The organism is Nannocystis pusilla (genome assembly GCF_026626665.1).
GTDB lineage: Bacteria > Myxococcota_A > Polyangia > Nannocystales > Nannocystaceae > Nannocystis > Nannocystis pusilla.
Window position 1 is genome coordinate 8726478 of sequence record NZ_JAPNKE010000002.1, and the last position, 20256, is coordinate 8746733.

Annotated in this window: 21 protein-coding genes and 2 pseudogenes; 12 read left to right on the forward strand and 11 right to left on the reverse strand. The window is 70.9% G+C overall.

Going from position 1 to position 20256, the window contains the following annotated elements:
- Window positions 1-82: 82 nt before the first annotated feature.
- Window positions 83-1005 (reverse strand): annotated as a pseudogene (locus tag OV079_RS38480) (ribonuclease Z).
- 183 nt (window positions 1006-1188) lie between these two features.
- Between OV079_RS38480 and OV079_RS38490 the strand changes: the two are divergent.
- Genes OV079_RS38490 through OV079_RS38500 form a run of 3 tightly spaced genes read left to right on the forward strand, consistent with a single transcriptional unit; the run spans window position 1189 to window position 2502 of the window.
- Window positions 1189-1371 (forward strand): hypothetical protein, encoded by a 183-nt coding sequence (locus OV079_RS38490; RefSeq protein ID WP_267774610.1) that lies wholly within the window; start codon window positions 1189-1191, stop codon window positions 1369-1371.
- 29 nt (window positions 1372-1400) lie between these two features.
- Window positions 1401-2201: a hypothetical protein gene (locus tag OV079_RS38495; protein WP_267774611.1), complete on the forward strand. Its 801-nt coding sequence runs from the start codon at window positions 1401-1403 to the stop codon at window positions 2199-2201.
- Between the two features lie 7 nt (window positions 2202-2208).
- On the forward strand, window positions 2209-2502 hold the full coding sequence (locus OV079_RS38500; protein ID WP_267774612.1) for a gamma-butyrobetaine hydroxylase family protein: 294 nt from the start codon (window positions 2209-2211) through the stop codon (window positions 2500-2502).
- An 81-nt stretch (window positions 2503-2583) separates the two neighbouring features.
- Here the strand turns inward: OV079_RS38500 and OV079_RS38505 are convergent, their stop codons facing one another.
- From OV079_RS38505 to OV079_RS38525, 6 genes and pseudogenes are all read right to left on the reverse strand, one after another.
- Window positions 2584-4806 carry a DUF3160 domain-containing protein gene (locus OV079_RS38505; RefSeq protein ID WP_267774614.1) on the reverse strand — a complete coding sequence of 741 codons (2223 nt, stop codon included), beginning with the start codon at window positions 4804-4806 and terminating at the stop codon, window positions 2584-2586.
- The gene (locus tag OV079_RS38510; RefSeq protein ID WP_267774616.1) at window positions 4803-5435 is read right to left on the reverse strand and encodes a GNAT family N-acetyltransferase; all 633 of its coding nucleotides are present in this window, start codon (window positions 5433-5435) and stop codon (window positions 4803-4805) included. Before OV079_RS38510 ends, OV079_RS38505 begins: the two co-directional genes overlap by 4 nt.
- Before the next feature lie 46 nt (window positions 5436-5481).
- Window positions 5482-5721 (reverse strand): RNA recognition motif domain-containing protein, encoded by a 240-nt coding sequence (locus tag OV079_RS38515; protein ID WP_267774618.1) that lies wholly within the window; start codon window positions 5719-5721, stop codon window positions 5482-5484.
- Between the two features lie 208 nt (window positions 5722-5929).
- Window positions 5930-6307: a tetratricopeptide repeat protein gene (locus OV079_RS38520; protein WP_267774620.1), complete on the reverse strand. Its 378-nt coding sequence runs from the start codon at window positions 6305-6307 to the stop codon at window positions 5930-5932.
- A gap of 445 nt (window positions 6308-6752) precedes the next feature.
- A pseudogene (locus tag OV079_RS59305) lies at window positions 6753-7544 on the reverse strand (FecR family protein); the annotation flags it as partial.
- Window positions 7541-8167 carry an RNA polymerase sigma factor gene (locus tag OV079_RS38525; RefSeq protein WP_267774621.1) on the reverse strand — a complete coding sequence of 209 codons (627 nt, stop codon included), beginning with the start codon at window positions 8165-8167 and terminating at the stop codon, window positions 7541-7543. The pseudogene OV079_RS59305 and the gene OV079_RS38525, both read right to left, overlap by 4 nt.
- A gap of 91 nt (window positions 8168-8258) precedes the next feature.
- Here OV079_RS38525 and OV079_RS38530 point away from each other — a divergent pair, with 91 nt between their 5' ends.
- Both OV079_RS38530 and OV079_RS38535 read left to right on the forward strand, forming a co-directional pair.
- A complete protein-coding gene (locus OV079_RS38530; RefSeq protein WP_267774622.1) occupies window positions 8259-8867 on the forward strand; it encodes a hypothetical protein in 609 nt (202 codons plus the stop codon).
- A gap of 86 nt (window positions 8868-8953) precedes the next feature.
- Complete coding sequence (locus OV079_RS38535; RefSeq protein WP_267774623.1) at window positions 8954-9382, forward strand: HU family DNA-binding protein; 429 nt, start codon at window positions 8954-8956, stop codon at window positions 9380-9382.
- 104 nt (window positions 9383-9486) lie between these two features.
- Here OV079_RS38535 and OV079_RS38540 read toward each other — a convergent pair whose 3' ends face one another.
- Both OV079_RS38540 and OV079_RS38545 read right to left on the reverse strand, forming a co-directional pair.
- On the reverse strand, window positions 9487-10782 hold the full coding sequence (locus OV079_RS38540; protein ID WP_267774624.1) for a PEP-utilizing enzyme: 1296 nt from the start codon (window positions 10780-10782) through the stop codon (window positions 9487-9489).
- A complete protein-coding gene (locus OV079_RS38545; protein ID WP_267774625.1) occupies window positions 10755-11339 on the reverse strand; it encodes a hypothetical protein in 585 nt (194 codons plus the stop codon). Before OV079_RS38545 ends, OV079_RS38540 begins: the two co-directional genes overlap by 28 nt.
- Before the next feature lie 385 nt (window positions 11340-11724).
- Between OV079_RS38545 and OV079_RS38550 the strand changes: the two genes are divergently transcribed.
- A complete protein-coding gene (locus OV079_RS38550) occupies window positions 11725-12198 on the forward strand; it encodes a hypothetical protein (protein ID WP_267774626.1) in 474 nt (157 codons plus the stop codon).
- Complete coding sequence (locus OV079_RS38555; protein WP_267774627.1) at window positions 12195-12554, forward strand: hypothetical protein; 360 nt, start codon at window positions 12195-12197, stop codon at window positions 12552-12554. The genes OV079_RS38550 and OV079_RS38555 overlap by 4 nt, the downstream gene beginning before the upstream one ends.
- A gap of 43 nt (window positions 12555-12597) precedes the next feature.
- On the opposite strand, the gene ppk1 is transcribed toward OV079_RS38555, so the two are convergent.
- The gene (gene ppk1, locus OV079_RS38560; RefSeq protein WP_267774628.1) at window positions 12598-14739 is read right to left on the reverse strand and encodes a polyphosphate kinase 1; all 2142 of its coding nucleotides are present in this window, start codon (window positions 14737-14739) and stop codon (window positions 12598-12600) included.
- A gap of 22 nt (window positions 14740-14761) precedes the next feature.
- Window positions 14762-15238, reverse strand: a complete 477-nt coding sequence (locus OV079_RS38565) for a SixA phosphatase family protein (protein ID WP_267774630.1) — start codon at window positions 15236-15238, stop codon at window positions 14762-14764.
- Window positions 15239-15368: 130 nt separating this feature from the next.
- Here OV079_RS38565 and OV079_RS38570 point away from each other — a divergent pair, with 130 nt between their 5' ends.
- The 5 genes from OV079_RS38570 (at window position 15369) to OV079_RS38590 (ending at window position 20226) form a co-directional block, all read left to right on the forward strand.
- Window positions 15369-17573 (forward strand): DUF2079 domain-containing protein, encoded by a 2205-nt coding sequence (locus OV079_RS38570; RefSeq protein ID WP_267774631.1) that lies wholly within the window; start codon window positions 15369-15371, stop codon window positions 17571-17573.
- A 61-nt stretch (window positions 17574-17634) separates the two neighbouring features.
- On the forward strand, window positions 17635-18372 hold the full coding sequence (locus OV079_RS38575; protein ID WP_267774632.1) for a hypothetical protein: 738 nt from the start codon (window positions 17635-17637) through the stop codon (window positions 18370-18372).
- 1 nt (window position 18373) lies between these two features.
- Window positions 18374-18907, forward strand: coding sequence for a hypothetical protein (locus OV079_RS38580; RefSeq protein ID WP_267774633.1), 534 nt, complete (start codon window positions 18374-18376; stop codon window positions 18905-18907).
- A 10-nt stretch (window positions 18908-18917) separates the two neighbouring features.
- On the forward strand, window positions 18918-19421 hold the full coding sequence (locus OV079_RS38585; protein ID WP_267774634.1) for a hypothetical protein: 504 nt from the start codon (window positions 18918-18920) through the stop codon (window positions 19419-19421).
- A 271-nt stretch (window positions 19422-19692) separates the two neighbouring features.
- On the forward strand, window positions 19693-20226 hold the full coding sequence (locus tag OV079_RS38590; protein WP_267774635.1) for a hypothetical protein: 534 nt from the start codon (window positions 19693-19695) through the stop codon (window positions 20224-20226).
- Window positions 20227-20256: the final 30 nt, after the last annotated feature.

Consider the following 20256-nt stretch of genomic DNA (forward strand, 5'->3'; position numbering starts at 1 on the left):
TCGATCGCCGGCCCGGCACGATGGGCGCGCGGCGTTCAGCCTGTTCGAGAGGACAGGCGGGAACGTGCGGCGCGCCGTGGGCTCAGGCGCCGACTTCGAGGCGCTTCGGCACGGGGATGACGTCGCAGTCGCGGGCGGCGATCACGTCGGGGTGGATCGCCCGCGCCTCGGCGACGAAGGCCTCGGTGTCGGTGTAGCGCTGGGAGAAGTGGGTGAGGACCAGGCGGCGGACGCCGGCTTCGCGGGCGATGGTCGCGGCCTCGACGGCGGTCATGTGGCCGTGGTCGTGGGCGAGGTCGGCGTCGCAGTGGAGATAGGTCGACTCGCACACCAGCATGTCGGCGCCGCGGGCCAGCGCGACCGCGTTCTTGCACATGCGGGTGTCCATGACGAACGCGAACACCTGGCCCGGCTTCGGCAGGCTGACGTCGTCGAGCCGGACGGTGCGGCCGTCGACCTCGAGCGAGCCCTCGAGCATCAGGCGGCGGACCATCGGCCCGCGCACGCCGGCGGCGGCCAGGCGGTCGGGCAGCATGGTCCGCTTGGCCTTCTCCTCGAGGCGGTAGCCGTAGGCCTCGACGCCGTGGTCGAGCGGCAGGGTCGACAGGGTCAGGTCGGCGTCCTCGTAGATCGTGCCGGGGCCGCGGATCGGTCGGGCCGTGATGTGGGCGACGTCGTGGAAGATCGAGGCGTGGCGCAGGCGGTCGAAGTACACCTGGCCCGACGCGGGGTAGTGGACGGCGACCTCGTGCTGGACCCGGTCGAGCGAGATGCGCTGGGAGATCCCCGCCAGCCCGAGGCAGTGGTCGCCGTGGAAGTGGGTCACGCAGATCCGCGTGATCGCGGCGGTCGTCACCCCGGCGTAGATCATCTGCCGCTGGGTCCCCTCGCCGGGGTCGAACAGCAGGCCGTGGTCGTCCCAGCGCAGCAGATAACCATGTGGTTGCGGTAGCGCGTGGGCACCTGGCTGGCGGTGCCGAGGGCGATCAGTTCGCGGGCGGACATAAGGGCGCGGAGCATAGATCAGGCGGCGCGGCCGCGGGGGCGAGCGGACGGCCAGCCGCGGCGTTCTCTCCAGTAGCGACTGAAACTTTGGGACAGGTCTGTTGGGCCAGGCGGCGCCGCGCGGGCTGATACGATGTTCAGCGGTGTGCGCGCGAGTTCGCCGCTTGTGGTAGGATCCGCGCCGTGCATTCTCGCCTCCTGAGGCTGGTCGGCGGCTCCACGGTGTGGATGCTCGGCGCGTGCGGGGCCCAGCCGACCGAGGTCGAACTGCGGCTGTATCCCTGTGATTTGATGAGCGGCGCGCCGACGAGCGTGTCGCTGCGATTCAGAGCTACGGGGCCGACGGCGCCATCGGTGAGCCGCTGAGCAAGACGTTTCCGATCGCCGATCAGGGCGTGTTCGCGGACAAGTTCGCCACGGTGGGCTTCACGCCGCCCGCGGGCACGCTCAGCGCCGACATCACGGTGACGTGGATCAGCGCCGACGAGATGGTCCAGGCGATCTACAACGAGGCGGTCCCGGCGCTCGGCGAGGCGCTCGAGCTCGGCAAGGACGAGTGCGAGGGCGCGCCCGGCACGACGACGACCCCGACGACGATCGATCCGACGACGGCCGGGCCGGGCACGAGCGAGACGGGCACGAGCACCGAGACCGGCACGACGACGACGACGACGGACCCGACCGAGACGACGAGCACGAGCACGAGCACGACCGAGACGACGAGCACGAGCACGACCGACTCGACGACCACCACCACGACGTCGACGACCGACACGACCGACACGACGACGGGCACGAGCGGTGGGCCGATGGAGGGTGGCGATTGCCCGGGCGAGGAGGGCATGCTGGTGTGCGACGGCGGGCCCGGGGTCCTCGGCGACCTGCTGTACTGCCAGGGGGGCAAATGGCAGGTCAAGAACGACCTCCTCTGCGATCCGTCGAAGTGCGCGGACACGGGGCTCGCCGACCCGCAGATCGTCGGCTGCATGGGTTCGCTGATGGCGTGGTCGTGCGCCTGCGCCGACACGCCGAAGGGCGAGTGCTCGATGGGGATGCAGAGCCAGTGCGGCGATCCGGCCGGCGACGGCGTGAAGGTCGAGCTGTGCGTCGAAGACGCCGGCAAGACCTACTACTACGTGGCCATCTGCCCTGCTTGCGACGAAGTGAACGGCGAGCCGCTGTGCTCGCTCCGCTGAGGTGCCGATGGTCCCGGTCGACATCGCCCATCACGTGAAAGAAGCTGTCCTCGAGGTCACGTGGGACGACGACTCGGTGTCGCGTCTGCCGGCGGCGCTGCTGCGCGGCTGGTGCCCGTGCGCGACCTGCCAGGGCCACACGCCGGGCATTCGCTTCAACGAGCCGCCCGCGGGCGTGACGATCGCCGAGCTGCACGAGGTCGGCGCCTACGCGCTCGGCATCCGCTTCTCCGACGGCCACGACAACGGCATCTACACCTGGCCGCACCTGCGCTGGATCGCCGCGTACGGGCAGGGCTGAATAGCTGCGGGACATGTCCACGAGGACATGTCCCGAAGAGAGCACCTCCGCGTCGACGCGGAGGTGCGGGGCGCTCCATGACTAGCGGACGAAGCTCTCGGTCCACGACGGCCGGGGCGGCGGGTCGCCGGCGAGCTTCTCGGCCCAGGCGGAGTCGGTCTGGCGGTCGTAGTTCTCGGTGAGGACGCTGTGGAAGCTGGAGACCGGGCCGACGTAGGCGCGGGTGCCGGAGCAGTCTTCGAGGGTGAAGACCATGAGCATCGGGCGGCCGGTGGCGGCGTGGAGGACCCAGCCCTTGGGGACGCCCTCGGCGTCGGTCGGGGCGGTGTGGACGTCGGCGATGGTCGGCTCGAACTCGGCGATCTTCGCCTGGTCGAAGAACAGCTTGCCGTACCAGCCGTCGTACTGGACCTCGCCGCAGCCGACGAGCTCCATCTCGATGGTGCCGCGCAGGAAGTCGTACTCGGCGGTGGTGAGGGCCTGACCGTCGATCTCCTTCTGGGCGATGCTCTCGAGCGTGGTCGAGACGTCCTTCAGGTGGGTGAAGAAGTCCTGGGCGTGGCTGACCTCGAAGCCCTCGCCGCCGAGCTCGCCGGTGAGCTCGAGGCCGAGGTCGCCAAGGTGGGCCAGGCGGTTGTAGAGGGTCGGCACGGGCTCGACGTAGGCGTCGATGTACTCGCAACCGTTGCCGCCGGAGTACGACTGCTTGACGTAGAGCAGGGTGTCGTGGCGCAGCTCGGCCCACGAGGCGGTCTGGGTGTTGAGGCCCTTGTCGGCCCACGCGGCGGTGCGCATCGACTCGGGCAGGTTGTCGAACTCGCTGTGGTCGCCGAGCGCGCGGATGGCGTTGAGCCAGCCGTTGTAGAAGTTGCCGTCCCAGAACTCCTGCGGGTGGCTGTCGACCAGGAAGCGCATCTCGTGCAGCGTGCCCTGGTAGCCGTACTCGTCGAGCTCGGGCTCGAGGTGGTGGGCGGCGGCGTTGTTGCCGAGCACGAACTGGACGTCGAGCTCGCTCGGCAGCATGCGCGTGACCTTGGTGCCCGTGCGCAGGTCCTGCACGCGGTCGTAGGTGACGTTGTTGAAGACGTACGAGTCGATCGTGAAGCGCTGACCCATCAGATGGAACACGCGCGGCAGCATCAGCTGCGGGGCGTTCGGGTCGGTGTACATGATCTGCGACATGATGCGCTGGATGCCGTAGTCGCCGTCGATGAGGGCCTTGTAGACGACCTCGTCGGACAGCTCGACCAGCTCCTCGGGGGTGTGGGCCTTGACCGCGTCCATGTAGGTGGTCATGTCGGCCGGGCTCATGCTGTCGCGCTCGCCGATCAGCAGCGAGATGGTCTTGTCGATGCGCTTCCAGTTCTTCTCGGCGCCGCTGTCCTGAAGGACATGGTGCATGAGGAAGGCGGCCTCGAGGCCGCGGCGGTTGAACTGCGGCTTCTGGTTCTCGTCGTAGACGACCATCGGCAGGTCGGTGCGGCCGAGCCAGATCATGGCCTGGAAGTAGGTCTGGAGGTCGGTGTCGTCCTCGTAGTGGCCGCGCGGCTTGAGCTGCGAGAAGTCGTAGTCGACGGCGACGCCGAACAGGTCGAGCTGGGCCGGCTGCAGCGAGGTGGCGGCGGCGAGGATCCGGTCGACCTTGTCCTGGACGGCGGGGTCGTCGCTGACGGGCTGGGCGAAGCCGGACAGCAGCGAGCGGGCGACGGTGAGGAAGACGTCGAGGTCGGCGGCGGCGGCGGCGAGCTCGGGCGGGAGCTTGGCGAGCCGATCGCCGAGGGCCTTGTGGCTGGTCTCGAGCATCGTCGCCATCTCGACGCGGAGGACGGTGCGCTCGAAGTACATGAGCATCGAGTCGAACGACTTGTGCAGCGCGTAGAGCATGCTGTCGGCGGTGACGAGCACCGGCAGGTCGTTGTCGTAGATGTCGAGGTAGGTGGTGGCGAAGGTCTGGGTCTCGGCGGCGTCGACGGCGACGAAGCCGTTGTTGGCGAGCAGCTTGTCGTGCGCGTCGGTGAGGCCGGCGTAGGGGCGGATCAGCTCGAGGCCTGCGGCCTTGAGCGCGTCGTACGAGATGGAGGCGACGTAGGCGGGCTGCGGATAGAGCTCGAGGAACTTTTCGACGCTGAGCTTCTTGGCCTCCTCCTGCACCGGCGCGTAGTTCTCGGCGATCCACGGATCGGGCGCGGGTTGCTCGACCTCGGGGGCCTGGCTCGGGCCGTTGCCGTCGGGGCCGTCGGGCTGACAGGCCGTGACGGCGAGCGCGAGGGCGATAAAGGAGGAAGACAGACGAAGCAAAGTCATGACCCCGAGGGTAGATGGACTTGCGGCCCCGTCAACCAATTGTCAGGTGCGTGTCGACATGACGCCCGCGCCATGACGCGGGGGTCATGCTGGGGGACGAGGCGACGCGCGAGATAGATGTCGTGCTGGCCGAATCCGTTGGCGTCGGGCATGACGCCGATCACCGAATAGCCCAGCCGGCGATAGAAGCCGATGGGGTGTCCGCGCAGGTTCTGCAGGCGCGCGAGGTGGCCGATCACGTCGGGATAGAGGTCGACGCCGGCGAGCGAAGTCGGCCCGAGCTCGTCGTCGGAGCCGACGAACATCGTATGGATGCCCATCGCGCGCACGCGGTCCTCGAGGTCCCGCACCAGAGTGCGGCCGACGCCGGAGCGCTCGCGGTCGACCCGGACCACGAGCGGGTGGATCTCCCACACGTGATCCGTGTACCGCTCGTTGGCCGCGGCCCAGCCGAGCAGGGTGTCCCCCGCGACCACGGCCCGCGCGATCCGGGCCGGGTCCAGCGCCGCGTCGACCTCCTCGCGCGCGGCCGCCACGTCGGGCCAGCCCTCGGGCATCCGCGCGTGCAGGAGCTCGGCTGCCTGTTCGAGCAGGTCCGGACGGTCATAGGTGAGGTCGACGAGCTGCACGCGGGCAACCAGCCAGCTTTTGCCCGGGGCGACAAGCGTCGCCGGCTCAAGCGTCTTCGGTGACGCTGATGGTGGCGCCGTTGAACGGCGTATTGTTCATGATCGCGATCGCGGCGCTGCCGGACTGCGTGTTCGTGAACTCGACGTGGGCGACGCCGGTCGACGCGCCCGTCTCGTCGACGTCGAGCTGGCAACGGACGATCGACCCGAAGCCGTCGAAGCCGGCCTTCACCTGCGCCGGCGTGGTGGTCATGGACATATTTTCTACGCGGATGCGCTTCGGCATCGTTGACTCCTTTTCGCTAAACTGAAGGTCGTCCCGCGGTCCTGGAGCCGCACGTCGCGGTGTAGCACGGCGAAACCGAAGCGCCGGTCAGCTCGCCGCGTGGCGGTCTCGCCGATCGTCAGTGTCTGGCCGCGGCGCGTCCGTTCGTCGTGAACGTCGTGCCGGATCGCGATCGTCGGGCGCGGCCGAGGACCGCAGCCGTCGAGCGCTACAGCTCGGAGACCAGCTGCGGGAAGCGCTGGAGGATCTTGCCGGCGTACTTGCCGTCGGGGTGGCGCCGCAAATAATCGCGGCCGTGCTCGATGGCCTCGTGGATGTCGCCGTTCTCGGTGCTGGCGAGCCACAAGCGGTAGCGCGCGAGCTCGACGTCGGCGTGGTCGGGGGCGCGGGCCAGGAACTTCTCGAACGCCTGCTTGGCGGCCGGGTAGTCGTTGGCGAAGTCCATGCGCAGGATGCCGATCAGGAGGTGACCCTCGGCGATGTCCTCGTCGCCGTGCTCGCTCATGAATTGAGTGAGGCAGCGGGCCGAGAGGTAGCGGGTCTCGGCCGACTCGTAGAGGCCCTGGCAGTGGGCGAGCGAGGCCATGAAGCTGCTCGCGGCGCGAGGCCCTGGTCTCGCGCACGAGCTTGTCGATGAGCGCCTGGCCGTCGTCGCCGCGGACCTGGCGGCCGCGCTTGGCCGCGGAGGTGTGCGGACGATCGACGCGGGGGCGATCGTCGGCGGCGGGGGTGCGCACGACGATGTGCTCGAGGCGGCGCAGGCCGGGGACGTCGGGCAGGCCGGGGACGACCCAGCTCGGCGGGATGGTGCCGTCGGCGAACACGAACTGACCCTCGCCGTCGCCGTCGCTGAGCGGCATGGCGAGGCCGACCTCGGGCCGACCGACGTCGGCGTAGGTCGAGCGGGCGACGTCGAAGCGATAACCGGCGCTGACCTCGGCGAGCAGATCTTCGGTCTTGAGATCGAGGACCTCGACCTCGCCGCGCAGGACGGCGACGGCGGTGTCGCCGTGGTCGTCGACCTCGACGGTGAAGACGGTGCCGACGACGCGGACGATCGCGGAGGGCGTGCGGATCTTGAGGATCGGATCGGCGGGCAGACGCTCGTAGCGGACGGCGATCATGCCGCGGCGCAGGTCGAGCTCGACGAGGCCCGGATCGGCGCGCGTCCAGTGGATCTCGGAGCCGCTGCCGAAGTTGGCGAGGATCTTCCCGACCAGGCCGATCTGCATGCTGCTGCCCGGGAACACCTCGAAGCGGGTGCCGACCGGGAAGGTGTCGGTGGCGACGGGGCGCTCGCCCTCGGCGACGAAGCTGTTGCCGGCGACGACGCGGCCGTAGTCGGCCTGGGCGTGGTGATCGAGGCCGGCGGGGCGCGCGGGCTCGGCTCGCGCGGGCGGCTGGGCGGGCAGGCTGGCGAGCAGGTCGGGCGCGTCGCCGCCGGCGTCGGACGAGGCGGCGGGGCCGCGCGTGGGGCTGACGACCAACCACGCGAGCACTGCGGCCAGCGCGGTGACGCCGGCGAGGCTGACGTTCTGCCTGTACCAAGGGACAGGTGCGGAGGCGCGGACCTTGCGGAGGATCGCGCCGAACTCGCGATCGCGGGCGACCATGCCGGGGCCCGAGCTGGCCGGGTCAGGGCCGCGGTAGACGGCGGCGAGCAACTGATGAGCGCGGCGGCAGGCGTCGCAGCCGCGCAGGTGGGCGTGGTAGCGGGCGAGGCCCTCGGAGTGCAGGCGATCGCACACGACGAGCTCGGCGTCCTCGCGGCACTCGAGGCAGCCGTAGCGCGGAGCGGAGTCGTCGTGGAGCGCGGGGTTCATGCGTCGCCGTGGACGAGGTCGTGGAGGCGCTTGCGCGCGCGGGTGAGCCGGTCGCCGACGGTCGAGACCGGCTTGTCGAGGATCTGGGAGATCTCCTGCAGGGTGAGGCCCTCGTAATGATAGAAGACGAAGACCTCGCGCAGGTCGGGCGCGAGCCGCTGCAGCAGCCGCTCGGCCTCGCCGCGCACGTCGACGCGGCCGGTCTGCAGGTGCGCGTCACGCCCGTCGGTCCACCACTGGAAGGCCGACTTGACGCGGTTGCGACGGAAGCGCTGGCGCAGCAGGTTGTGCGTGGTGTTGGTGGTGATCCGGTACAGCCACGTGCTGAGCGCCGAGTTGCCCTTGAAGCTGCCGAGCGCCGCGAAGGCCCGCGCGAACACCGTCTGGACGATGTCGTCGATCTCGCTGTCGGGCCCGAGCAGGCGATAGAGGTGGCCGCGGACCTGGGACTGGTGCGCCTCGTAGAACTGCCGCAAGGCCCGCGGGTTGCCGGCGCGCGCGCCGGCGAGGACGAGCTGCTCCTCGGTGGTGAGGTACTCGGGGGCGCGCGCCTCGGTGGTGGCGGCGGCGTCGGTGGTCGCGTCGGCGGCGAACAGATCGGTGATCGGCAGGGCCTGATCCATGGGGCGGGCGTTGCGTGTCACCGATCCGACAACCTTTCCGCGGAATTTTTCCGGGCGCTTCGCCTCACCATAGCAGGGTTACACTGGCGATGTGATCGATCCGGCGACGGGCGCGCTCTCGTCCTGGCGGGCCCGCTACTGGGACCGGCCCCTGGACCGGGCGACGTGTACCGCGATGGCCGCCAAGTACGCGGCCCTGGCCGCCCTCGAGGCGCTGCCCGGCGGCGCCTCCCAGGACGCGGCCCTCCGTGCGGCGGCCGAACGCTGGCCAGGCTGCCTCCGCGAGTCGCAGCTGGCCGGTCCGGCTCGCTGTCGGCTCCGTCATGAACAGGCGGCGGCCGGCCTGAACGGCGAGGAGCGGCCGCGTGCGCGCTGGCGCGAGGCCGGGGCCGCTCCGGTGGCGCTGTGGGCCGACCTGCATCCGCTGCTGGCCGATCTGCTGGCGTGGCGGCGGGCGACGGCCGGAAAGGGCGGCCCAGCAGGGCTGCTGGCGTTCGTCAAGGGCACTCCGGCGGCCGATCGCTGGCCGGCGGATCCCGCGCTGCTGGTCCGGGTCGGCGGTCCGCAAGCTCGGGTGCGCATGGCGTACGCCTGGCTGGCCGCCCAGGCCAATCTGGACCTGTCGGCGCTCAACCTGGAGTTGTTCGGACGTGAGGGTCCGTGGGACGCCAGGGCAGGCGATCCACCGCCAGTGCCCTAGCGGCCTCAGGGACCGTCTTACTGCTTGAGATCCCTCGTTTTTTCCGCCTAACATCATCGTCCCCGGCGGTCTGGGAGATCTGCGACGTGACCAAATCCGAACTCATCGAGCGCGTGTCCGAAGCTGCGAAGCTGACCAAGGGCAAGGCCGAGTTGGTCGTCGGGACGATCTTCGGGGCCATGACGGAAGCGATGGTCCGCGGCGAGGGCATCGAGATCCGCGGCTTCGGCAGCTTCACCGTGCGGCAGTACAAGTCCTACGAGGGCCGGAACCCGCGCACCGGCGGGTCGGTCCACGTGAAGCCGAAGCGCCTGCCGTTCTTCAAGGTCGGCAAGGAGCTGCGCGCCCGCGTCAACCTGTCGACCGCCCCGCTCGCCGAGGACGACGGCGACGACGTCGAGGTCCAGGAGCGCAAGACCACCGCGCCCAAGCCGGCCGCCGCCGCCCCCGCGGCCGCGAAGCCGCGCCCGGCCCCGAAGCTCCGCGAGGAGCACCTCTCGGAAGACGAGATCTAGGCCGCGGAGGCGGCGCCGGGGCCGGCGCACCTGGCGGAAGGGACAGGACCGCTATCTGTCCGAAGGGACATGTCCCGCCGCGGCGGTCGACAATGACCTGTGCTTCAGGACAGGTCGGGAGAGCGCACGCGCAGGCGACCGACGCGGGTGTCGAGCTCGACCTCGAGGTCGTCGGGCAGCTCGGTGCAGCCGGTGCAGCCGATCAGCGCCGACAGGCCGAGCTCGCGGGCCATCAACGCGGCGTGGCTGAGCGCGCCGCCGTACTCGCAGCAGACGGCGCGCACGCCGAGCGCCCGCAGAGCGACCGCCGCCTGGGCGGTGAGCGCCGGCAGGACGACCACTGCGTCGGGCGCCGGCGGGCGCGCGAGCAGGTCGGCGAGGTCGCTCCGCTGCGCCACGACGCCGCGCACGGAGGGACCGACGGGGATCCCGCCGAGCCGCCGCCGCGGTGAGACGGGGACGGGCCGACCGTCGAACAGGGCCGGTGGCGGCTGCAGCGAGGCGAACTGTCGCTGCTGGCGGCGGCGCGCGGCGAGATCGGGGAGGTCCTGGCCGGCGAGCGCGTGGCCCAGCTCGTCGGGCGCGAGCAGGAAGACGTCGTCGCCGAGCCCGAGGCGCCCGCCCGCTGCGAGGTAGATCCGCCGCAACGGCGCCAGGCCGAGGGCGAACAGGTGGTCGTCGAGCTCGCGGACGAGGACGGCGGCCCGCTGCGGGTCGGCGGGGTCGCTCTCGAGCCCTCGATCGCAGGAGGCCCGGGGATCGCCCGTCGCGCCGTCGGCCGCGAGACCTGTCGGATCGACCAGGTCAGCGAGCGCCGGGCTGGCGATGTCCCACGCGGCAGGCAGGACGTCGAGGTAGTCGCCGCGGTCGCGCAGGGACAGGAGGGACCGCGGATCGGGCGCCGGGAGATCTCGGGGGAGCTCGACGCGCAGCTCGGCGTGGACCGCGATGATGGCCCGCAGATGCTCGAGAGCGCGCGGGAGCAGCGGGCGGAGATCTCCGGCGAGGTCGTCGACGAACGCTTCGAGGGCCCGCCGCGCGGCCGGGAGATGACGCCGGCGCAGCTCGGTCAGGGCGCGGTGCGGGTCGACGCCGGCCCGGCCGGAGGACGAGGCGCGCTCGTACAGCCAGCCGGCGAGGACGCGCAGGCCGGCTCCCTGTCCGATGAGCCAGGTGACGACGCCGGCGTGGGCGGGCGAGAGGACGGCCGGGTTGTGCTCGCCGTCGAGCTTCCACAGGCCGGGCGGGTCGGGGAGGCGGTCGGCGCCGGGGGCGACCGCGGCGAGGAATTCGGGCCAGCCGGGCACGAGGGGGCGCGCGAGCGGGCGAGCCTGGACCAGCCACACGGAGCCTGCCGGGTCGACCACGAGCTCTAGGTCGAGAGCTGGCACTTCGGACATGACCTCAGAGACATGGTCGAAGATGCTTGTGATGGCGGCGGCCAGGGCGGGCTCGGCGAGCGCGAGCGGGCCGGACCAGCTCGGGCTGGCGCCGGCGGCGAGGGCGTCGGCGCGGCTGGGGTCGTGCAGCTCGAGCAGGCGGGCGCCGCCGCGATCGGCGGCAGCGACTGCGAGCCAGCGGCGCTCGACCTGACGCTGGACGAGCAGCGGCAGGTCGGCGCGCCGCCGCTGTAGCGCCGGAGCCACGGATCGCCGGCGGCCTCGGCGATGGCAGCCGCGGCCCGGTCGACGTCGGCGAGATCGCGGCAGTCGGGCACGGACAGGCCGAGGCCGGCAGCGGCAGCGTCGACGGTGTCCTCGCTCGCGAGCGCAGCCCGGACGATCACGGGGCCGCCGGCCAGGAGGTCGGCGAGGCGCTCGCGCACCGCGCTCCCGGTCAGCTCCTCGGCCGCGCAGGCGAGGCCGGGCGGGACCGGGAGGCCGGCGCGGAGCAGGCGCGACAGGACAGCCGGCTTGGGCGGGATGTCGGGCCCGGGCGAGTCGCCGAGGACGAGCACGGCGAGACTGTAGCGGATGCGCGAGGACCTGGCCCGACCCCATCGCGCTGCGAGCTGGTGAGGACGTCGAGCGCGTGCCGGGCCCCGCGTCCCCGGAGGGAGGACCTGTCCGGCGTCGCCGCGCCGCGCACGCTCAGCCAGTCTCGGCCTTCGATCGCCGGGCGGTCCCGTGGATGAGATCGCCCGTAGCTCGCTGCAATCCGCAGGGGATGCGCGACGGATTCAATCGCGCGTGCTTCGGCGGTCGCGGACGTCGTGCGGCAGTGAGGCTGCAAGTCGCGCGCGTCTCGGTGGGAGGATCGAGGTCGGCTTCGGGCGGGCGAGTCGGCGGGTCGAGAGGGTCGCGGCGGCTCGGCGGACGCGGGCGTGGTACACCGCGCGGGTCATGGACCTGCTGCTGCCCGGGCCGGGGCTGGCCGAGTGGTTGCTCGCCGCGCTGAGCGGTAAGAAGGTGGCCCTTTGGACAGGTTCGGACGCGGGCCGCGGGCGCGGAGGTCGGGCCGCGCGGGCGACCACCACGGCGCTGCGCGACCGGCTGGGATGGGTCGCTCCCGCGGGCGCGAGCGGGCTCGACGGCCTGGTGGTGGTGATGGCGCTCGGGGGCGTGGAGCCGCCGGCGGACGTGCTGCGGGTGGTGCAGGGCGGCGGCGCGTTGATCGAGCTGGCGCATCCGCCGGTGGTGCCGTGGTGGCGGCCGTCGCGATGGGCGGCGCGCGCGGAGCTGGTGCGGCGGGCCTCGGAGGTGCGGGCGGGGGTGTGGCTGGGGCGTGGGTGCTACGCGGTCGAGCAGTGGGCGCCGATCGACACGCCGCGGCTGCTCGTGACGTGCGGGCGGGTCCGTGCGATACCCGGCGCATGAGCTCCGACTTTTTGACCGTCGAGGTCGACGACGCGACGTTCACCGAGCCGGTCCAGCTGACCTTCCGCCGGCTGGAGCCGCCGCAGCGGGTGCACACGGTCGACCTCGACGGCGCGGGGCCCCGGCGGGCGCGCGGCCTGCAGCGCCGCAGCGACGGCAGCCTCGACGCCGACGCGCCCGCGTGGGCCTGCCCGGTCGAGGACAGCGGCGCGGGCGTGTCGTGGCTGGTGTACGGCGGCAACGCCGGGCTGTGGCTGGCGCCGGCGAGCGCGGGCGAACCTGACCTCGAGGACAGCGGGCAGGTGGTCGAGACCTACGTCCTCGTCGACCGCGGCGACATCGTCCTGGCGGAGTGAGCTCGAAGAGACATGTCGTCGTGGACATGTCCCTTGAGATAGGTCACTCGAGCATGTCCTGGCGGACGAGCAGGTCCTCGAGGATCTGGCGCTGGGTCTGGGCCGCGCCCTGGTTGGCGGACAGCAGGCGGAGCAGCGTCTCCTGGGCCGGGCGCGGCTCGTCGGGGGGCGTGGGGGCGCAGCGGACGTAGCTGCCGTCGGTCTGCAGCTCCCACGCCTGGGTGTTGTCGGCGAGGTAGGTCGTCAGGCCCTCGGTGACCACGCGCGCGCGCAGGGCCGGCTCTTCGATCGGGAACGCGGTCTCGACGCGGCGCAGCAGGTTGCGCGACATCCAGTCGGCGCTGGCGCCGTAGGTGACCTCTTCGCCGGCGTTGTGAAAGTGGTAGATGCGGTGGTGCTCGAGGAAGCGGCCGACGATCGAGCGCACGCGGATGTTGTCGGACACGCCCTGCACGCCGGGGCGCAGGCAGCAGACGCCGCGGACGATCAGGTCGATGGACACGCCGGCCTGCGAGGCGCGGTAGAGGGCCTCGATGACCTTGACCTCGGTGAGCGCGTTGAGCTTGGCGACGATGCGGGCCGGCTTGCCCTGGCGGGCGTGCTCGGCCTCGCGGTCGATCAGCGCGATCAGCCGGTCCATCAGGGTGAACGGCGAGACCAACAGCTTGTTCATGCGCGGCACGGTGCCGAGGCCGGTCAGCTGCATGAACACGTTGTGCACGTCCTCGCCGATCGCGTCGTCGCAGGTGAGGAAGCTGAAGTCGGTGTAGAACTGGGCGGTCACGCTGTGGTAGTTGCCGGTGCCCAGGTGGACGTAGCGGCGGTAGCGGCCGTCCTCGCGGCGGACGATGAACAGCGCCTTGGCGTGGGTCTTGTAGCCGACGATGCCGTAGACCACGGTGACGCCGGCCTGCTGCAGGCGGGTGGCGAGGTCGATGTTGGCGGCCTCGTCGAAGCGGGCCCGCAGCTCGACCACCGCGGTGACCTCCTTGCCGGCGCGCGCCGCCTCGAGCAGCGCCTCGGCCATCGGCGAGTCGGCGCCGGTGCGGTAGAGGGTCTGCTTGATCGCCAGCACCTTGGGGTCGCGCGCCGCCTGGCGCACCAGCTCGAGCACCAGCGAGAAGCTCTCGTACGGGTGGTGCAGCAGGATGTTGCCGCGCCGCAGCTCGGCGAACAGGTCGATCTCGGCGCCGGGCGTGCGCCGCGGGCCGGGGATGAACGGCGGGTACTTGAGCTCGGGCCGCTTGATGACGTCGTAGATCGCGGCCAGGCGGTGCAGGTTGACCGGGCCGTCGACGCGGTACAGGTCGTCGGGCTGGAGGTCGAACTTGCTGAGCAGGAACTCCGCCATCTCCGGCGGGCAGGTGTCGCTGACCTCGAGGCGCACCGCGTCGCCGAAGTTGCGGGTGCGGAGCTCGCCCTTGAGCGCGTTGAGAAGGTCCTCGACGTCCTCCTCCTGCACCCACAGCTCGCTGTCGCGGGTGACGCGGAACTGGTAGCAGCCGCGCACCTGCATGCCGGGGAACAGCTTGTGCACGAAGGTGGTGACGATCGAGCCGAGCAGGGCGTAGCCGTGCGGGCAGTCGGCCACGTTCGGCGGCAGGAACACCAGGCGCGGCAGGCTGCGGGGGATCTGCACCACCGCGGTGCCGCTGTCGCGGCCGAACGCGTCGCTGCCGGCGAGCGCCACGATCAGGTTGAGGTTCTTGTTCTGGATGTTGGGGAACGGGTGCGACGGGTCGAGGCCGATCGGCGTGAGCACCGGCAGGACCTCGCGGTCGAAGTAATCCTCGAGCCAGGCGCTCTGCTCCGGGGTCCAGGTGTAGAGCTTGAGCAGGCGGATGCCCTCGGCCGCGAGCGCGGGCAGCAGTTGCTGCTGCAAGAACAGGTACTGCTCGCGCACGAGCTTCTGCGCCGCCTCCTTGAGCGCGCGCAGGGCGTCCTGCGGGGTGCGGCCGTCGGGGCCGACCTGCGGCAGGCCGAAGCCGACCTGCTCCTTGATGCTGGCGACGCGGATCTCGAAGAACTCGTCGAGGTTGGTGCTGACGATGGTGGTGAAGCGCAGGCGCTCGAGCAGCGGGACGCGCGGGTCCATCGCCTGCTCGAGCACGCGGCGGTTGAACTCGAGCTGGCTCAGCTCGCGGTTGATGTAGAGACTCGGATGGGTGAGCTCGACGGGCGCCATGATCGCAGCGGGCACCAGGGTATCAGGCGCCGAGCGTTCGCAGCATTTTCGGCAGAACGAGCGCTTGCAGCTCCATCGACCCCGGACGCAGCGGTCCGGAGAGCAAGGCGAACCCGCCCTTCTTGAGCGGAAACCGCTCGCCGCGAGCGATCTCACCGACCGTCAAGAACGCCAGCAGCGCGCTGAGGTGCGGCTCGTGGCCGACCAGCGCGACGCGCTCGCCCTCGACGTGCGCGAGCATCTCGAGATCCGGCGGGCGCGCAAGGTCGGCCAAACTCTGGCTTGTGCCCTCCAGCAGCGGCTGCAAGAGCTCCGCGGTCTGGACCGCGCGCAGGAGCGGGCTGTGGTAGAGGCGGTCGAAGCGCCAGCCGAGTCGGCGCGCGCCCTTCACCGCGGCGGCGAACTTGCGCTCGCCCGCCTGCGTGAGCGGGCGTGACGCGTCGGGACGGTCGGGCGTGGCCTCGGCGGCGATGGCGTGACGAACGAGAAACAGGAGCACGACGGGTGAAGTGTGCCGCAAAAGAGCGCGGCTTGCTGGGCTGCTGGGGCCGCTGTTACACTCCGCCGTCCGGAATAAAGGCCCGGGAACGCGGTCCTTCGCCCGCGGCGGGCCGCGCGAGACAGGCCTTATGACGACGACACCGGAGACCGAACCGCCGAAGGGACGCCTGCTGCGGGCCATCGACGCGACGGTCGCGCAGCTGTGGAGCTGGGGTCCGCTGTACCTGCTGATCGCCATCTCGCCGGGGCTCACGCTGTGGCCGCTGCTGCGCGCACCGGCGCTCCGCTACGTCGTCAAGAACGACCTGTCGATCGGCCAGCGGTACGAGGTGCTGGCGGCGATCGCCGCGTCGATCGTGGCGACCACCGCGGCCTATGTGGCGATCTGGCGGCGCCGCCGGCGGACCGAGCCGGAGCTCGGCCTCGGCGCGTCGTTCGCCGCGACCAACCGCTGGGCCTTCGTGGCGCTCGCGGGGCCGCTGCTGATCGGCCTCAGCGCGGTCCGCATCGAGGTCAAGCACCCGGTCTTCACCGCGTTCCTGACGGCGGCCGTCACGGCCCTGGCGATGGCGTTCTTCTACCGCGCGCTCGGGCTCAAGCGGTTCGCGCCGCCGGAGGACCCGTTCGTGCCGGCCCGCGACGGGCGGCTGGCGCGAGGCGTGTTCGCGGCCGGGCTGCTCGGCTACTGCGCGCTGCTGTGCTGGTTCGCGCTGCTCGACCACCGCAACATCGCGACGACGGTCTACGACCTCGGGATCTACGACAACCTGGTGTGGCAGACGGCGCACGGGCACTTCCTCGATTGCTCGCTGATCCGCGGCGGCAATCACATGTCGGCGCACTTCGACCCGATCTTGCTGCTGATCGCGCCGCTCTACCTGCTCTACCCGCACGCCGAGACGCTGCTGGTGGTGCAGACGCTGTGGCTCGCCAGCGGAGCGCTGCCGCTGTGGCTCTCGGCGCGGCGCCGGCTGAAGAACGAGTGGATGGCGACGGTCCTGACGATCGTCTACTTCCTGTACCCCGCGCTGCACGGGGTCAACATGTTCGACTTCCACTCGGTGGCGCTGATGGTGCCGCTGGCGATGTGGGCGGTGTACCTGCTCGACTGCGGCCACCTGCGCCGCTACTGGCTGGTGTTCGCGCTGCTGCTGGCGACGCGCGAGGACATGAGCCTCCTCAACTGCTTCATCGGCGCCTACGCGATCCTCGTCGGCCGCACGCGCACCGGGCTGGTGACGATCGCCGTCAGCCTGATGTACCTGGCGTACGTCAAGGCGTTCGTGATGGCCGACTCGAGCCTGCTGATGTCGGCCGACAAGGCGTACTCGTACATCTACTTCTACGAGGAGATGATCCCGCACGAGAAGGAGGGCGCGCGCGGGCTGTTCACCACGCTGGTGGCCAACCCGCTGTTCGCGCTGCTGGTGCTGTTCAAGGAGGAGAAGCTGCTGTTCTTCTTCCACCTGCTGCTGCCGCTGCTGGCGCTGCCGTTCGTCGCCGGCCGCAAGGTGGTGCTGATGCTCCACGGCCTGTTGTTCCTCGGCCTGGCCAGCCGCAAGCACCTGTTCTCGCTGCACTACCAGTACTCGGCGCTGCTGTTCCCGATGCTGTTCGCGGCGCTGCCCGACGGCCTGGCGCGCGCGGTCGACAGCGAGCGCCTGCGCAAGCTCGGCCTGGCGCGCGCCCGCGTGGCCTGGACGCTGCTGCTCGGCATGCTCACCGGCTCGCTGCTGGTGTCGTGGAAGCGCGGCGTGCTGTTCGAGAACAGCTCGTTCGTGGCCGGCTGGACCCGCCTCGAGCGCCGGCCGACGCAGCACATGCTGGACCGCTACGCGAAGGTGCAGGAGATCGTGGCGCGCGTCGGCCCGGACGCGAAGGTGACGGTGAGCCACGAGATCGGGCCGCACTTCTCGAACCGGCGCTACGCGTACCACTGGCCCATGATTGCCGACGCGCAATACGTGGTCCTGTTTACCGACGTCTACAGCTTCAGCAAGGACGACGACCGCCGCTACAAGCGGCTGGTCGAGCGCGGCAAATTCCGCGTGCTCGAAGACACGATGGGGCTCATCCTGCTCGAGCGCGTCGACGGCACGGAGCTGCCCGAGGAGCTCCGCGGCGAGCCCGGCGAGCGGCCGAGCGAAGACGCGGCGATCGAGGCGGCTTCGGGGCAGGCGAGCAAGAAGGCCCCGGGCGCGCCCCCGGCTCCGCAGGCGCCGCGACGAGCGCGAACGACGAGGGCCGCAAGGCCGAGGCCGCGACCACGAGCCCGTGAGCACACGCGCGGGCTTCTCGCCACGATCCTTGACGGGGGTGGACCCGGGCATTAGTTTTTGCGATGCGGCGCGGGAAGCCCGCGCTGCGAAAGACACCATGAAAAGTCCACTGTCAATGGTTGCGGTCCGTCCTCTCGTTGTCGCGCTCTCGGCGGCGGTCGCGCTGGGCGGAGTCACCGGCTGCGAGTCGGGGCGCTCGAACGAGCGCTGGGTCGTCACCGAGGACACGCGGGTCGAGATCGACTGGGACGCGGTCAACCAGGCCTACCGCGACGCGGAGGGGCCGGAGGACTTCGAGAAGCGCGTCAACGAGATCTACACCGGCGACGAGGTCATCAGCGTCTCGGTGCGTGACCAGGACGACAAGTCGCAGGTGGTCACCGGCTTCTTCGACAAGGACGGCGACGGCAGCGCCGGCGAGTCCGAGAAGATCTTCACGATCAAGCGCGACATCGTCGGCGAGGGCGCCGCGCAGTACCAGATCGCAGGCGCCGGCCCGTACTCGCACTACCACTCGCCGATGTGGGACATCGCCGCGGGCATGATGCTCGGCTCGTTCCTCAGCAACATGTTCATGCCGGGCTACCGCCCGATGTACATGGTGCCGTACAGCACCAGCCCGGCCCGCGCCGGGGCGCTCGCGGCTCACCGCGACAGCTACCGCGCGGCCAACCCGAGCAAGTTCCCGGCGAAGTCGGGCGCGAGCTCCGGCCGCTCGTACGGCAGCCGCGGCGGCGCGTGGGGCTCCGGCGGCTCGGGCCGCTCGAGCGGCGGCGGCGGTCGACGCGGCGGCGGGTTCGGCATCCACTCCAAGTTGGGGTCGAAGCGGAGCCGGGTGCTGCTGCGCGCCTGACATGAGCTCGCTGCGCGACCTGCCGTTCGAGCAGACGCCGCCGCTGGCGCTGTTCGGGCTCGACCGGGACGGCGATGTCCCGGTCGGCCACGAGCACACGCGCTACGGCTGGTGCGCGCTGCCGGGGGTCGAGCTGGTCGGCGAGGACCAGACGCTGTGGGTCGAGTCGCCGCTGGTGCTCGCGCTCCACAGCCCCGACGAGGACGAGATCGCGGTGCCCCGCCGAGGCGGGGTGCCGAGCGACATCAACCTCGAGTTCACGCTCTCGGACGAGGACTCGGCGATCGCGCTGCTGTCGGAATTCCTCGCCGCGCGCGCGCCGGCGATCGTCGGCGACGCCAGGTCGATCGTGCTCGCGCTGTGCAACCCGCGGCGCGCGCGGATCTCCAAGCCGCCCGCGCTGGCCGGGCGGCGCATGTACTACGGGACAGGCGATGTCGTCGCCTGGCTGCGCCGCCGGCCCGGCGCGACCGACTGGTCGCTCGGAGGCGGCGCGTTCGTCCAGCTCGAGGCCGCACGCTGGTACAGCTGCTGACAGGAGCACCATGACCGTCTCGCACGCCAAGAAGCTCGTCTACGCCGGGATCTACGTCCTCAAGAAGCTCGACCTCAAGGGCGGTGAGGGCGGGATCCGCTTGCCCGTGCTGCTCGAGCCGCAGCACGCCCCGCTCGAGGAGGTGCTCGAGAAGCTGGTGATGGACGGCTACATCGAGATCGATCGCAAGGCCCAGCTCTACAAGCTGACGAAGCGGGGGATCTCCCACCTCGGCAAGCTGATCGACGAGGCCGAGAGCTACATCGACGAGTTCGACGAGCAGGAGATCGCCGACATCGTCGACGAGCTGCGCGCCCGCAACATCGACCCGCTGCGCGTCCGCTTCCTGTGGGGCTGGTACCAGGGCGAATTCGACGACGTGGCGATGTTCCAGGAGCGCCGCGGCTTCGTCGAGATCGAGCCCGACTGGCCGCTGTTCATCGTCAGCGACGACTTTTATGAGAACCTCGAGCTCGACGTCGAGGGCGACGAGCCGGACGCGCTGCCGGGGTGAGATGTTCGTTGGGACATGTTCTTGAAGGCATGTCCGCGAGCGTCCGCTGAGGCCTGAGAGGGCTCGGGCTCGCGCCGATGCGGGCACGAGCTGGTTCGCTCGCGCGCGTCGGTGCAAAGTCTGCGAGGGTCGACCGTCCGCGATCGAAAGCCGAGGTCGTGACACTGATGAAGAGGGAGGCCTTACGCCTCCCCGGCGCTCACGGGCGCCGGCTCTCACTTTGTCACGAGCCGGACGGCTCGACGAGGACGTTATGCGTAAAGATCGAAGCTTGAACAGGCAATGGTCAGGCGGCACCGGCTTGCTGGTGCTGGCGCTGGTGGGTTGCGACTACTTCTACGACACGACGGTGCCGGCCAGCGACAGCACGCCGCCGGTCGCGTGGGCGGCGGTGTATCACGGGGGCGAGCACGTGGCGATCAGCAGCAGCAACAGCGGCTCGGCGCTGTTCTTCCCGATCGACGACCCGGACGAGTACTACCTGCTCATCGGCGCCGGCACCGACGACGGCGGCACCAAGAAGGTCACGTTCAGCCACGAGTTCTCTCGCACCTGTATTCAGGGCAACCTCGGGCAGAACGCGACGGGGTCGTTCGTCCCGATGGTGGAGACGCAGACGGGCTCCGTGGGCGCGACCGTGTCGAACGGGGTGTGGACCGGGCCGACGGTCCGACTCCGCGACTACGCGACCTGCAACTCGGGCTGGACGCTGGCCTCGGTGTCCTACAAATGGCACGTGACCGCGGAGGACTTCCACGGCAACACGAAGTCGCACGGTTGGGCCGAGATGCGCTGGGTGCCCTGACGCGCCCGGCCCCTCGCGCGACGCCGATTC

Excerpts from the sequence above, each read along its gene's own strand:
- OV079_RS38515 (WP_267774618.1), bottom strand. The coding sequence starts at position 5,721 with ATGCCGAAGCGCATCCGCGTAGAAAATATGTCCATGACCACCACGCCG.
- OV079_RS38540 (WP_267774624.1), bottom strand. The coding sequence starts at position 10,782 with ATGTCCGAAGTGCCAGCTCTCGACCTAGAGCTCGTGGTCGACCCGGCA.
- OV079_RS38575 (WP_267774632.1), top strand. The coding sequence starts at position 17,635 with ATGGTTGCGGTCCGTCCTCTCGTTGTCGCGCTCTCGGCGGCGGTCGCG.
- ppk1 (WP_267774628.1), bottom strand. The coding sequence starts at position 14,739 with ATGGCGCCCGTCGAGCTCACCCATCCGAGTCTCTACATCAACCGCGAG.
- OV079_RS38520 (WP_267774620.1), bottom strand. The coding sequence starts at position 6,307 with ATGGCCTCGCTCGCCCACTGCCAGGGCCTCTACGAGTCGGCCGAGACC.
- OV079_RS38580 (WP_267774633.1), top strand. The coding sequence starts at position 18,374 with ATGAGCTCGCTGCGCGACCTGCCGTTCGAGCAGACGCCGCCGCTGGCG.
- OV079_RS38555 (WP_267774627.1), top strand. The coding sequence starts at position 12,195 with ATGAGCTCCGACTTTTTGACCGTCGAGGTCGACGACGCGACGTTCACC.
- OV079_RS38505 (WP_267774614.1), bottom strand. The coding sequence starts at position 4,806 with ATGACTTTGCTTCGTCTGTCTTCCTCCTTTATCGCCCTCGCGCTCGCC.
- OV079_RS38500 (WP_267774612.1), top strand. The coding sequence starts at position 2,209 with ATGGTCCCGGTCGACATCGCCCATCACGTGAAAGAAGCTGTCCTCGAG.
- OV079_RS38525 (WP_267774621.1), bottom strand. The coding sequence starts at position 8,167 with ATGGATCAGGCCCTGCCGATCACCGATCTGTTCGCCGCCGACGCGACC.
- OV079_RS38570 (WP_267774631.1), top strand. The coding sequence starts at position 15,369 with ATGACGACGACACCGGAGACCGAACCGCCGAAGGGACGCCTGCTGCGG.
- OV079_RS38550 (WP_267774626.1), top strand. The coding sequence starts at position 11,725 with ATGGACCTGCTGCTGCCCGGGCCGGGGCTGGCCGAGTGGTTGCTCGCC.
- OV079_RS38585 (WP_267774634.1), top strand. The coding sequence starts at position 18,918 with ATGACCGTCTCGCACGCCAAGAAGCTCGTCTACGCCGGGATCTACGTC.